14 protein-coding genes are annotated in these 12,103 nt (G+C 47.8%); 10 read left to right on the forward strand and 4 right to left on the reverse strand.

Translation table 11 applies throughout. The annotated features are described in order from the left end of the window. Positions 1 to 56: 56 nt before the first annotated feature. On the forward strand, positions 57 to 704 hold the full coding sequence (gene pyrE, locus LG368_RS04335) for an orotate phosphoribosyltransferase (RefSeq protein ID WP_226753509.1): 648 nt from the start codon (positions 57 to 59) through the stop codon (positions 702 to 704). Between the two features lie 39 nt (positions 705 to 743). On the opposite strand, the gene slmA is transcribed toward pyrE, so the two are convergent. The 4 genes from slmA to coaBC all read right to left on the reverse strand — a co-directional run bounded on the left by slmA (position 744) and on the right by coaBC (position 4,375). Beyond that, complete coding sequence (gene slmA, locus LG368_RS04340) at positions 744 to 1,337, reverse strand: nucleoid occlusion factor SlmA (protein WP_226753510.1); 594 nt, start codon at positions 1,335 to 1,337, stop codon at positions 744 to 746. A 58-nt stretch (positions 1,338 to 1,395) separates the two neighbouring features. Beyond that, on the reverse strand, positions 1,396 to 2,304 hold the full coding sequence (argB, locus tag LG368_RS04345) for an acetylglutamate kinase (protein WP_226753511.1): 909 nt from the start codon (positions 2,302 to 2,304) through the stop codon (positions 1,396 to 1,398). 362 nt (positions 2,305 to 2,666) lie between these two features. After that, on the reverse strand, positions 2,667 to 3,125 hold the full coding sequence (gene dut / locus LG368_RS04350; protein ID WP_226753512.1) for a dUTP diphosphatase: 459 nt from the start codon (positions 3,123 to 3,125) through the stop codon (positions 2,667 to 2,669). A gap of 17 nt (positions 3,126 to 3,142) precedes the next feature. Beyond that, entirely contained in the window at positions 3,143 to 4,375 is a 1,233-nt protein-coding gene (coaBC, locus tag LG368_RS04355) for a bifunctional phosphopantothenoylcysteine decarboxylase/phosphopantothenate--cysteine ligase CoaBC (RefSeq protein ID WP_226753513.1), read from the reverse strand. A gap of 100 nt (positions 4,376 to 4,475) precedes the next feature. Between coaBC and radC the strand changes: the two genes are divergently transcribed. From radC to cdd, 9 genes are all read left to right on the forward strand, one after another. Further along, positions 4,476 to 5,150: a RadC family protein gene (radC, locus tag LG368_RS04360; protein WP_226753514.1), complete on the forward strand. Its 675-nt coding sequence runs from the start codon at positions 4,476 to 4,478 to the stop codon at positions 5,148 to 5,150. 166 nt (positions 5,151 to 5,316) lie between these two features. Beyond that, positions 5,317 to 5,553, forward strand: coding sequence for a 50S ribosomal protein L28 (gene rpmB, locus LG368_RS04365; RefSeq protein ID WP_063332439.1), 237 nt, complete (start codon positions 5,317 to 5,319; stop codon positions 5,551 to 5,553). A gap of 11 nt (positions 5,554 to 5,564) precedes the next feature. Then, entirely contained in the window at positions 5,565 to 5,735 is a 171-nt protein-coding gene (rpmG, locus tag LG368_RS04370) for a 50S ribosomal protein L33 (RefSeq protein ID WP_011978459.1), read from the forward strand. A 117-nt stretch (positions 5,736 to 5,852) separates the two neighbouring features. Continuing rightward, a complete protein-coding gene (mutM, locus tag LG368_RS04375; RefSeq protein WP_226753515.1) occupies positions 5,853 to 6,671 on the forward strand; it encodes a bifunctional DNA-formamidopyrimidine glycosylase/DNA-(apurinic or apyrimidinic site) lyase in 819 nt (272 codons plus the stop codon). A gap of 246 nt (positions 6,672 to 6,917) precedes the next feature. Next, positions 6,918 to 7,907, forward strand: coding sequence for a BMP family lipoprotein (locus tag LG368_RS04380; protein ID WP_226753516.1), 990 nt, complete (start codon positions 6,918 to 6,920; stop codon positions 7,905 to 7,907). A gap of 88 nt (positions 7,908 to 7,995) precedes the next feature. Then, positions 7,996 to 9,582, forward strand: a complete 1,587-nt coding sequence (locus LG368_RS04385; protein WP_226753517.1) for an ABC transporter ATP-binding protein — start codon at positions 7,996 to 7,998, stop codon at positions 9,580 to 9,582. After that, positions 9,579 to 10,676 carry an ABC transporter permease gene (locus LG368_RS04390; protein ID WP_226753518.1) on the forward strand — a complete coding sequence of 366 codons (1,098 nt, stop codon included), beginning with the start codon at positions 9,579 to 9,581 and terminating at the stop codon, positions 10,674 to 10,676. The genes LG368_RS04385 and LG368_RS04390 overlap by 4 nt, the downstream gene beginning before the upstream one ends. Positions 10,677 to 10,685: 9 nt before the next feature. Further along, positions 10,686 to 11,654: an ABC transporter permease gene (locus tag LG368_RS04395; protein ID WP_226753519.1), complete on the forward strand. Its 969-nt coding sequence runs from the start codon at positions 10,686 to 10,688 to the stop codon at positions 11,652 to 11,654. Next, on the forward strand, positions 11,635 to 12,069 hold the full coding sequence (cdd, locus tag LG368_RS04400) for a cytidine deaminase (RefSeq protein WP_226753520.1): 435 nt from the start codon (positions 11,635 to 11,637) through the stop codon (positions 12,067 to 12,069). The genes LG368_RS04395 and cdd overlap by 20 nt, the downstream gene beginning before the upstream one ends. Positions 12,070 to 12,103: the final 34 nt, after the last annotated feature.

A 12,103-nucleotide genomic window follows, 5' to 3' on the forward strand; every position in this document is an offset into this window, starting at 1 on the left:
TTGCTCGTTCTTGGCGGCGCTGTGTTTTGTATTATTTTTATCTTTCTGGAGTTGGCATGAAACCTTACCAAAGAGACTTTATCGAATTCGCTATCGAACAAAATGTGTTGCGATTCGGCGAATTTACGCTTAAATCTGGTCGCGTAAGCCCGTATTTCTTCAACGCTGGCCTGTTTAGCTCTGGCCAAGCATTAGCAAAACTAGGTCGCTTTTACGCTACCTCATTAATGGAAGCCAAGGTACCATTTGATGTTCTATTTGGACCCGCTTACAAAGGCATTCCGTTAGCCACCACGACCTCAGTCGCCCTGTATGATCATCATAATGTAGATACACCATACGTTTTCAACCGTAAAGAAGCAAAAACTCACGGAGAAGGGGGGTCTCTCGTTGGTGCTCCTCTGGCTGGCCAAGTGATGATCATCGACGATGTGATCACCGCAGGCACCGCTATACGCGAAGTCATGACCATCATCCAAGACGCCAATGCCGTGCCAGCCGGTGTGCTGATTGCTCTGGACCGTCAAGAGCGCGGCCAAGGTGAATTGTCCGCTATTCAAGAAGTCGAACGCGACTTTGGCATGTCTGTCATTAGCATCGTTTCTTTGCACGACATCATGACCTATCTAGAAGAACAAGATTCTCCTGAGTTCACTCAACACCTAGAAGCCGTAAAAGCGTATCGTCAGCAATACGGCATCTAATAGTGTATCACCCGTTAAAAGTATCCGTAATTCTATACATTAACGGTTTAGCATCAAGCTTTGGGCCAGTACGGCCCACTGCTGTTGCCACATGTCCATGGGCTTCACACTGAATCCACTGCGCACATAATGGCGAATCTTTCCTTCCACTACGGCAATCAAGACGTTGGCACAGGGTGCAACCCCCATTGCTGGACGCAATCCTTGTTTTAAATCCGCTTCACGAATGACCTGTTTTAGCTGAGTTTCGATACGATCAAATACTTGCGTGATTCGTGTACGCAATCGTTCTGTCTCTCCAACGAGTGCATCGGCCGTCAGCAAACGACACAGCCCTGGGTTTTGTTCCGCAAAGCCGAGTATGAGGGTGATGATCATTTCTACGCGCATCAGCACATGGCTTTCTTCTTGAACAATGCGATGAATACGAGAGAATAGGCTTTCCTCGATAAACTCGATTAAGCCTTCGAACATCTTTGCCTTACTCGGAAAATGACGGTACAAAGCGGCTTCCGACACACCGACTTGTTTTGCTAAAGCGGCGGTAGTGATGCGTGCCCCAGAGCTGTTTTCTAGCATGTGGGCGAGGGCTTGCAGTATTTCGGTGCGACGGTCGTTTTTTTTGCTGCTCATTCTTGAATCCAGTTTTTTACCTATACGGTACGAAGTGTTGTGTTTTGATTAACAACACTTATTCTGCCGCTTGAACATTTGATATCAGTGTTCCCACACCGGTATCAGTAAAGATTTCCAACAGTGTTGCGTGAGGCACTCGACCATCAATGATGTGCGCACTGGTGACGCCAGAATTTACGGCAGACAAGGCACAGCTGATCTTAGGTAGCATGCCGCCGTAGATTGTCCCGTCTGCAATCAAGGCATCTACTTGAGCCGTGCTTAAACCGGTTAGTACTTTACCTTGCTTGTCTTGTACACCCGAAATATTGGTCAGCAACATGAGCTTTTCTGCGCCCACGGCTTCCGCCACTTTGCCCGCCACAAGATCGGCATTGATATTGTAAGAATGCCCTTGATCGTCTACGCCAATCGGTGCGATAACAGGGATCATGTCGCTGTTCTCAAAGAACTTTAAAAAATCGGTATCCACACTGGCCACTTCGCCAACGTGACCAATGTCAACTTGTTCTGGGGTGCTAGCGCCTTCTGCTTGGTGCTTCACAAACAGTTTTTTCGCTTTAATAAAGCGACTGTCTTTGCCTGTGATACCGATCGCTTTACCGCCTGCTTCACAGATCAAGTTAACGATCTCTTTGTTTACTTGGCCGCCCAATACCATTTCAACCACGTTCATTGTGGCGGCATCTGTGACGCGCATACCATTGAGAAATTTAGACTCGATGTTTAACTTGTTCAACATGTCGCCAATTTGTGGGCCACCACCGTGCACGACAATAGGGTTAATACCAATGGCTTTCATTAAAACGATGTCTCGTGCAAAGCCTGCTTGCAGGGCTTCATCTGTCATGGCATTGCCGCCGTACTTAATAACTAGGGTTTTGCCAGCAAAGCGTTGAATGTAAGGAAGCGATTCACTTAATACTTTCGCCACGTCTAGAGCAGATTCACGAGAAAAAGCCACGACTTAGGTACTCCTTTTAAACCAAAATGGGGTGTGCATCAAAAATAACCAACACGCAATCATGTTGCATTGTTTTTTTGCTGTGTCGGATGTAGGGCCGTTACTGCAGAACCTTGCGTAAGAAGGCGAAGCGTGTGTGTAAGCAACCACTTAGGGTAGAAATAATAGCCTGATATTGTCGGATTAACTATAAAAAACTGTGTGAAAACAACCAAGCTTGCAGCTAAAAAGCGTTCGTTCGCCAACGAATTCGGGAATTGATGAAAGAATGCTACGTATAGACAGAAAAAGATGAGGAAAACTCATCTTTTAACAGGCTGTCTTGCACGATTCGGGCGAACGTGGTGTTCGTCAAAAACGGTTTATTGCGTTCCTGTGTGACCAAATCCGCCTTCGCCACGCTCAGTGCCTTCAAATTCACTGACAATATTAAATTCCGCTTGTACAACGGGCAACAAGACCAACTGAGCAACGCGTTCGCCTGGTTCAATGGTGAAATGACTGTGACCACGATTCCAACAAGAGATCATCAGTTCACCTTGATAATCAGAGTCGATTAGACCAACTAGATTGCCCAGTACGATACCGTGTTTATGCCCTAATCCGGAACGCGGCAAAATCGTTGCGGCAAGATTCGGGTCTTGAATGTAGATTGATAACCCCGTTGGCAGCAGTGTGGTTTCGCCTGGCGCGAGATCAATGGGCTGGTCAAGGCAAGCGCGTAGATCCAAGCCCGCTGATCCCTCTGTTGCATACGTTGGAAAAGGAATGTCTTTGCCGATTTTGTCGCTAAGAATTTTTAATTGAATAGGGTGTCTCATGGTGTTTGTCTCTTCTTTTATTGTGAGGAATGCAGGTTGCTTAAATGGTGCTGAATAAAATCGACCAGCTGTACGGCAAGGTCACTTTTTGCGGCTTTATCGGGTGTCCACGTATCGTTTGCACTGATAACGGTGACTTGGTTGCTGTCTTGATTGAAACCAATGTCGGTGCGGGAAACATCGTTGGCAATAATAATATCGAGCCCTTTGCGTTCACGCTTGCTTTTGGCGTATTCAAGAACATTGTGGGTTTCAGCGGCAAAGCCGACCATGGTTTTAGCACGGTTTTGTTGCGCGAGTGTGGCAATGATGTCGGGGTTTTTGACAAGTGTTAAGGTGAGTTCGTCGCTATCGGCTTGTTTTTTCATTTTCTGATCGCAAACCGTTTTCATTTTAAAGTCGGCAACAGCGGCGGCACCAATAAACACATCCGCTTGAGACGTCATGGCGTTCACACAAGCGGCCAACATAGCATCCGCACTTTTGACTGGGACGACTTGCACGCCCTGTGGCGAGGGAAGTTGTACCGGTCCACTGATCAAGGTAACGCTTGCGCCACGGGCGTTTGCGGCGGCGGCTAAGGCATAGCCCATTTTCCCTGAACTGTGGTTGCTGATGTAGCGCACCGGATCGATGGCTTCCATCGTAGGGCCAGCGGTAATGACCCAATGTTGTCCCAGTAGGTCCTGTTCTTGGCGAGACGCAGAGAAATGGGCATCCATCGCGTTATAAAGGTCACTGGGTTCACTCATACGTCCAGGGCCAATATCACCGCAGGCCTGCGCACCGTCGGCAGGTCCTACACTCATGACACCGCGTTCGTGAAGCAATTGACTGTTGGCTTGGGTTGCAGGGTGTTTCCACATGGCTTGATTCATGGCGGGGGCGATCAACACCGGCGACTCCGTGGCTAAGCACAGAGTTGTCAACAAATCATTGGCCATACCTTGGGCATAACGTGCGATGAAATCGGCCGACGCTGGAGCAATCACGACTAAGTCGGCCCACTTCGCTAGCTCGATGTGCCCCATCCCCGCCTCAGCATTAGGGTCCAATAAGGCGCTGCGCACGGGGTGTCCCGATACGGCCTGCAAAGTCATTTCGGTCACGAAGGCTTTCGCGCCATCGGTGAGTACGACTTGTACTTGTGCGCCAGCCTTGCTGAGAAGACGAATGAGCTCAATGCTTTTATAGGCCGCAATGCCACCAGTAATGCCGAGTAAAATGCGTTTTTGCGCGAGGTTGGACATAAAAAACTTCTCAATTCGGTCAGTGATCGATAAAGTAAATAAAAGGCAGGACGCCTTCTTTTTGTTAGACGCAAGATTATCATGTATCAAGGAGTAGATCATGGGGATTAACCACTGGCCAGAACAAGATAGGCCACGCGAAAAGCTCATTAATCAAGGCGCTGAGTCGCTAAGCGATTCGGAGCTACTGGCGATTTTTCTTCGAACTGGGACACGTGGCGTGAGCGCGGTAGAGCTGGCCCGACAAATATTGTTGGAGTTTGGCGGCTTGCGCGCGCTGATGTCTGCCAGCCGAACCGATTTTTGTAAAGGCTTCGGGTTAGGGGACGCCAAGTACACTCAGTTGCAAGCTGTCCTCGAAATGTCCAAACGTCATCTCAAAGAGCAATTAATGCGCGACACTGTGTTTAATGGCGCAGAGCATGTGCGCAGTTATTTATCGTCGCAACTTCGCCATGCCCAACGGGAAGTGTTTGCCGTACTGTTTCTCGACTCTCAGCATCGGCTTATTTGTTACGAAGAGCTTTTTTTTGGCACCATCGATGCTGCAGCCGTTTATCCAAGAGAGGTGGTGAAAGCGGCATTACAACACAATGCCGCTGCGTTGATTCTGGCTCACAATCACCCCAGTGGCGTCGCCGAACCCAGTCAAGCCGATGTGCATATTACGGATAAAATTCGCCATGCGTTAGATCTGATTGACGTACGTTTGTTGGATCATTTTGTCGTCGGTGACGGCCAACCTGTGTCGCTTGCCGAACGAGGGTTGCTGTGAACTGTTCATTTTTTTCACAAAAGAATTGCTCAATACCTGAGCTTATGGGAAAATGCGCGCCGCTATATCCTCGGTACGGGATTTTTTTGATTCATAAGGAATCATGCTCCGCCTGAGGAAGTGAAACACTTCCAATAATCTTCTGGATAGCAAAAGGTATTTAATTATGTCTCGCGTATGTCAAGTTACTGGGAAGCGTCCTGTTACAGGTAACAACGTTTCTCACTCAAAACGCCGTACTAAGCGTCGTTTTCTTCCTAACCTTCATTGGCACCGTTTTTGGGTCGAAGGTGAAAACCGCTACATCCGTTTACGTGTTTCCTCTAAAGGTATGCGTATTATCGATAAAAAAGGTATTGAATCAGTTCTTGCTGAAATTCGTGCCAACGGCGAAAAAGTATAAGGATCTGAATCATGGCTTCTAAAGGCGCTCGCGATCTAATTCGCATGGTATCTTCTGCTGGTACTGGTCACTTCTACACAACTGACAAGAACAAGCGAAATACTCCTGACAAACTTGAAATGAAAAAGTTTGATCCAGTTGTACGTAAGCACGTTATGTACAAAGAAGCGAAAATCAAATAATTTTTGCTTCTTGTTAAAGGAACCGACTCATTGAGTCGGTTTTTTTATATCTACGATTCCATTTTTGCCCTTACACTGAGTGTTTTTGTATCTGTCTTATGTTTGTTGAGGTGACGCATGCCAGAATTACCCGAAGTTGAAACCACCCTGCGTGGCATAGAGCTAAAATTAGTCGGTCGTGTGTTAGCCAGTGTTGCCATTCGACAGCCTAAATTGCGCTGGCCGATTACGCCTGAGCTTAGCCATGACATGGTGGGTGAGGTCATCACGCATTTGTCTCGACGAGGAAAGTACATTGGTATTCATACTCAAAAAGGCACCTTGATTGTCCACCTTGGTATGTCGGGCAGCTTGTATTTTGTTGCCGCTGACACACCTCCCATGTTCCATGATCATGTGGATTTTTGCTTTGCCGATGACGATGTGTGGCTGAGATACACAGACCCAAGGCGTTTTGGGGCCATATTGTGGACAACAAATGATTGGCTTGAGCATGAGTTAATTAAGCACCTTGGTCCCGAGCCTTTGTCAGAAGCGTTTAATGTCGATCAACTTTACGAGCGTGCCAAGGGGCGAAAAGTCCCTATTAAGACGTTTATTATGGACAGTAAAGTAGTGGTGGGAGTGGGAAATATTTATGCCAACGAAGCGTTATTTCAAGCGGGCATTCGTCCCGATCGTCTAGCGGGTAGCATCAGCAAAGCGCGTTTGGGACGGTTAGTCGAGTGCATTAAAGTGGTGCTTGCTGCTGCGATTAAACAGGGCGGAACGACGCTTAAAGATTTTGTCGGAGGCGATGGTAAACCTGGCTACTTCAAACAGGAACTGGCCGTCTATGGTCGAGCAGGACAGCCTTGTGTTGTGTGCGAAGCACCTTTGATTGAAATTCGTCAAGCGCAGCGCAGTACGGTATTCTGTCGACATTGCCAATCTTGACCATTTGTTTATAGTTAGACGTTAGAATGGCTGTTTACTCTGACTTTGTCGCTTATTATGTTGCAAAGTCATTTTTTTATTCAAAACGTTGCTATGGTATCTGGCCTAATATGTGCAGATTTCGTTGCGATATTACTCGAATGGGTTTATTTTTGACCAATTAGGCAGAGTTTGTCCTTGCTTAGATCAGATTAAAACCACGACTATTTATTATACATGACGACCTATTACAAAAGAGGAATTGGAATGAAAGCTGTTTTTCTTGCATCTGTGACGGCATTGGCCGTTTCATCAAGTTTGGCCATGGCCGCAGATCCTGCCGTTGTCTACGATCAAGCCGGTAAGTTTGATAAGTCTTTTAACGAAGGCGTTTACAACGGTGTAAAACAATACACCGCAGAAACAGGGATTCAAGTTCGTGAATTTGAGCCAAAGAATGAGGCTCAGGTAGAGCAAGGTTTACGTCGTTTAGCAAAGCGTGGCTATTCTCCTATCGTGACGGTGGGCTTTAACATGACGTCAGCGGTTGAGAAAGTGGCGAAAGACTTTCCAGAAGTGAGCTTCACCTTGATCGATGGTGAGATTGATTTACCGAATGTTCAATCTGTTATTTTTAAAGAGCACGAAGGCTCTTTTATCGTTGGGGCTTTGGCCGCAATGGCGTCTAAAACCGACACAGTGGGCTTTATTGGTGGTATGGACATTCCTTTGGTGCGCAAATTCGGTTGCGGCTATGAACAAGGGGTAAAATTCGCCACACCAAACGCGACAGTACTGCAAAACATGACAGGCTCTACGGGCGCCGCCTTTAATGACCCGACTAAGGGCTCAGAATTGGCAAAAAGCCAGTTTTCTAAAGGGGCTGATGTCGTCTTTGCAGCGGCCGGTGGCACCGGTATTGGTGTCTATCAAGCGGCAAAAGACGAAGGTAAATTTGCCATTGGTGTGGATTCCAACCAAAACCACATTCAGCCAGGCACGATGCTGACCTCTATGGTAAAACGTGTTGATCAAGCGGCTTACAACACATACAAGAACGCTCCAGCCGGTACATGGCAGCCCGGTCTTGTGGTACTAGGCTTGGCGGAAGACGGTGTGGATTGGGCGCGCGATGAGTACAACGCCAGCTTGATTACGGAAGAGATGAAAGCCAGTGTGGCTGACATTCGTGCGAAAATCATCAGCGGTGAGATTCAGGTACACGACTACATGTCAGACAATACCTGCAACTACTAACGTATTAAAAAGCAGTGGTCAGCGTTTGCTGGCCGCTGCTTTTTTTGCTTTAGAGTGTTCCATATAAGCAAATGAAATGACGTGAGATATGACGAAAAAAACCATGCCATACGCAATCGAATTGCGAGACATCAGTAAACGTTTTGGTGCCGTGCAGGCAAACAAAGACATTTGCTTACACGTTGCCAAAGGCACCATTCACGGCATCATCGGTGAAAACGGAGCGGGCAAATCCACTTTGATGAGTATCATTTATGGCTTCTATGAAGCCGATACCGGTCACATTGAAGTCGATGGCCAACGAGTGGATATCCGCAATTCTGAAGGTGCGATTCAAGCGGGCATCGGAATGGTGCATCAGCATTTCATGCTGGTGGAAACCTTTAGCGTGCTTGAAAACGTGATGCTGGGAGCCGAAGGCGGTGCACTGCTGAAAAATGGCATAGGCGCTGCACGTATTGAGTTGCAGCGGCTGGCACAGGAATACAGCTTAGACATTGATGTTGATGCCATTGTGGAAGATTTACCGGTGGGTTTGCAGCAACGTGTCGAGATTCTAAAAGCTCTATACCGTGGTGCACGCATTCTGATATTGGATGAGCCAACGGGGGTATTAACACCGCAAGAAGCCGATCATCTATTCCGTATTTTACACGCCTTAAAAGAGCAGGGCGTGACGGTTCTACTGATTACTCATAAACTGCGTGAAATCATGGCGTCAACGGACAATGTGTCTGTGATGCGTCAAGGCGAAATGGTGGCCCACCGAGAAACGGCCCACACGACAAAGGAAGAGTTAGCCGAGTTGATGGTGGGTAAAAAAGTCCGTTTGACCGTCAACAAAGACGAGGCCAACCCAAGTCAGGTATTGCTTTCTGCCAAGCATTTATCGCAATTTGACAGCCAAGGGGTAAAGCGCCTGAAAGATGTAAGCTTGGAATTGCGCGCTGGTGAAATCCTGGGGATTGCGGGTGTATCCGGTAACGGTCAAAGCGAACTGCTGAATGTTCTGTCTGGTATTACCTTAATGGATGAAGGGGAAATCGATTTCGCGGGTCAAGTAATCAACGCTAAGGCGCCAAAAGATGCGGCTCAAATGCGTGATTTAAAAATGGCTCACGTGCCAGAGGATCGCCATAAAATGGGCTTGGTCACCGGCTTTGAAGCCTACGAAGCGGCGATATTGGGTTACCACAACTCAGATGCTTACAATGGCAAAGTGTTGATGAACCGCAAAGCCATGTTAGACGAATGCAACACACGCATGGCCGATTGGGATGTGCGTCCCCCTAATCCTCATTTGAAAACCGCCAATTTTTCTGGTGGTAATCAGCAAAAAATCGTTATTGCCCGAGAAGTAGAACAAAACCCTGATGTGCTCTTAATTGGTCAGCCAACTCGAGGGGTGGACATCGGTGCGATTGAAAATATACACGAGCAAATTGTAAAACTGCGAGACGCCGGTAAAGCCATTTTGCTGGTATCGGTAGAATTGGATGAAATTATGGCGTTAAGTGACCGTATTTTGGTGATGTTTGATGGCGCAGTCGTCGGTGAACTTGATGCAAAAGACGCGGATGAACGTACTCTAGGTTTGATGATGGCCAATGCATTTAATGAAGAACAAAGCGGTGGTCAGACTGCCTCTGCCGAAGCAACAGGAGCCCATGTATGAGTCAGGCAAAAGTACCAGCTTGGGTCAATATGGCCTTGATTCCTATGTTAAATATTCTTTTGGCTTTTTTGGTGTCAGGGTTATTGATTTTGGCCATTGGAGAAAATCCGGTCGAAGCCGCTGGGTATTTGATTTACGGTGCCTTTGGTTATGACGAAGGCGTGGGTTATACCCTCTACTATGCAACTAACTTGATTTTCACTGGACTGGCGGTGTCAGTCGCGTTTAAAGGGGGTCTGTTCAATATTGGTGGTGAGGGGCAGGCTTATATTGGTGGTTTAGGGGTGGGCTTGATTTGTCTGTCGCTTGATCACACCATGCCGTTTTATGTGATTGCGCCCTTGGCGATCATAGGGGCTGCGGTGTTTGGTGCGGCATGGGCTTATATACCGGCCTATTTGCAGGCGCGCCGAGGCAGCCACATTGTAATTACCACCATCATGTTCAACTTTATTGCCTCGTCGTTGATGGTGTACCTGATCGTTAACTGGCTAAAAGAAGACGGTCGTATGGCGCCCAACAGTCGAACCTTTGAGGAAAATGCTTGGCTGCCGTACTTGCATGAAATCCTGTCCCCTTTAGGCATTGAAATTGGCGATTCGCCGCTGAATTTGGCGTTTATTTGGGCCTTGTTATGTTGTGTATTTGTTTGGGGCTTAGTGTGGCACACCCGTTGGGGCTATCAATTACGTACGTTAGGCACCAATCCAACAGCCGCGCGCTATGCCGGCATCGATACGGCGAAAGTGACCATTTGGGCGATGTTGATCTCTGGCGGTTTGGCGGGTTTTGTCGGGTTGAATGAAATCATGGGAGTGAATCACAGTTTATTACTTAACTTCACTGCGGGTTATGGCTTTGCTGGTATTGCGGTGGCTTTGATGGGGCGTAACCATCCGATTGGTATTATTTTGGCGGCTATGTTGTTTGGGGCCTTGTATCAAGGTGGCGCTGAGTTGGCGTTTGAAATTCCCACTATTACACCTGAAATTGTGGTTGTGATTCAGGGTTTGGTGATTCTTTTTTCAGGTGCCCTAGAGCACATGTTTAAAGATCGTATCGAAGGCTTTTTTATTCGCAGAGCGGTCGCCTAGGGGAATACTATGTTTGAAACATTGATACTCATGTTAGACGCGACCATGCGTGTGTCTACGCCGTTACTTTTTGCGGCTTTAGCGGGCTTGTACTCAGAACGTGCAGGCATTGTTGATATTGGTTTAGAAGGAAAAATCCTAGGCAGTGCCTTTGCTGCTGCTGCGGCTGCGGCGGTGTTTGGTTCGGCTTGGGTTGGCTTGATTTTTGGTATTTTGACGTCTGTCTCCTTGGCGATGATCCATGGCTTTGCCTGTATTACTCACCGTGGTGATCACATTGTGTCTGGTGTGGCGATCAATACCATAGTGGCAGGTCTGACTGTTACTTTGTCGATGCATTGGTTTGGTATGGGCGGTCAGACACCTGCGCTGTCGGGTGATGCGCGCTTTATGGAAATTACTTTCCCTTTTGCAGAAGCATTACGCGATGTGCCTGTACTGGGGTTAATTTATTCAGATATGCTGAGCGGCCACAATATTCTGGTGTACTTAGCATTTTTGATGGTGCCCGTGACGTATTGGGTCGTGTACAAAACACGCTTTGGTTTGCGTCTTCGTGCTGTGGGTGAAAACCCTCATGCGGTAGACACCGCCGGTATTTCGGTGGCGTTTATTCGTTACCGCGCCTTGATTGTATGTGGCATTTTATGTGGCCTTGCCGGGGCGTATTTATCGACTGCGCACAATGCGGGTTTCTTAAAAGACATGAGCGCAGGTAAAGGCTATATGGCGTTGGCCGCGTTGATCTTTGGTAAATGGCGTCCGGTGCCTGTGTTGTTTGCTTGTTTGTTATTTGGCTTTCTTGATGCGGTGGCGATTCGTATGCAAGGTGTGGTCATTCCTGGTATTGGTGAAGTGCCCGTGCAAGCAATCGAAGTCTTACCTTATGTGTTAACCGTCTTGTTACTGGCTGGGTTTATCGGCAAAGCGGTCGGGCCAAAAGCCATCGGTCGACCTTATGTCAAAGAGCGAGCTTAATATGGCGGATAACCCTGATGCATTAAACAGTAAGCTGTTTGAGCTGGCGACTGCTGCGATGAATAGGGCCTATGTGCCTTATTCTCGCTTTCCTGTCGGGGCGGCAATTGAAGCACACTCCGGTGAAATCTACGCCGGTTGCAACGTGGAAAACGCCGCTTACCCAGAAGGCACTTGTGCAGAAGCGGGCGCAATCGCTGCTATGGTGATGGGCGGCGACACGCAAATCAAACACATTTATGTCATGGGCAAAGGGGATCTGTTGGTGACGCCTTGTGGCGGTTGTCGGCAGAAAATCCGTGAATTTTCCCGTGCCGATACGGAGATTCATATCTGTGACGAAAAGGGCGTGCGCAAAACCCTCACCATGGAAGCGTTACTGCCATTTTCTTTTGGGCCTGATAACCTAGTCTAGGGTGTGCCGTTCTGACCGACTCCTACAGGGTCGT

The sequence above is a fragment of the Marinomonas algarum genome (assembly GCF_020532605.1).
Taxonomy (GTDB): Bacteria; Pseudomonadota; Gammaproteobacteria; order Pseudomonadales; family Marinomonadaceae; genus Marinomonas; species Marinomonas algarum.

What these genes read in the sequence shown, in the direction of transcription:
- dut (WP_226753512.1), bottom strand. Translation starts at nt 3,125, where the DNA reads ATGAGACACCCTATTCAATTAAAAATTCTTAGCGACAAAATCGGCAAA.
- pyrE (WP_226753509.1), top strand. Translation starts at nt 57, where the DNA reads ATGAAACCTTACCAAAGAGACTTTATCGAATTCGCTATCGAACAAAAT.
- slmA (WP_226753510.1), bottom strand. Translation starts at nt 1,337, where the DNA reads ATGAGCAGCAAAAAAAACGACCGTCGCACCGAAATACTGCAAGCCCTC.
- LG368_RS04380 (WP_226753516.1), top strand. Translation starts at nt 6,918, where the DNA reads ATGAAAGCTGTTTTTCTTGCATCTGTGACGGCATTGGCCGTTTCATCA.
- mutM (WP_226753515.1), top strand. Translation starts at nt 5,853, where the DNA reads ATGCCAGAATTACCCGAAGTTGAAACCACCCTGCGTGGCATAGAGCTA.
- coaBC (WP_226753513.1), bottom strand. Translation starts at nt 4,375, where the DNA reads ATGTCCAACCTCGCGCAAAAACGCATTTTACTCGGCATTACTGGTGGC.
- LG368_RS04395 (WP_226753519.1), top strand. Translation starts at nt 10,686, where the DNA reads ATGTTTGAAACATTGATACTCATGTTAGACGCGACCATGCGTGTGTCT.
- LG368_RS04385 (WP_226753517.1), top strand. Translation starts at nt 7,996, where the DNA reads ATGACGAAAAAAACCATGCCATACGCAATCGAATTGCGAGACATCAGT.
- rpmG (WP_011978459.1), top strand. Translation starts at nt 5,565, where the DNA reads ATGGCTTCTAAAGGCGCTCGCGATCTAATTCGCATGGTATCTTCTGCT.
- rpmB (WP_063332439.1), top strand. Translation starts at nt 5,317, where the DNA reads ATGTCTCGCGTATGTCAAGTTACTGGGAAGCGTCCTGTTACAGGTAAC.
- LG368_RS04390 (WP_226753518.1), top strand. Translation starts at nt 9,579, where the DNA reads ATGAGTCAGGCAAAAGTACCAGCTTGGGTCAATATGGCCTTGATTCCT.
- cdd (WP_226753520.1), top strand. Translation starts at nt 11,635, where the DNA reads ATGTCAAAGAGCGAGCTTAATATGGCGGATAACCCTGATGCATTAAAC.
- radC (WP_226753514.1), top strand. Translation starts at nt 4,476, where the DNA reads ATGGGGATTAACCACTGGCCAGAACAAGATAGGCCACGCGAAAAGCTC.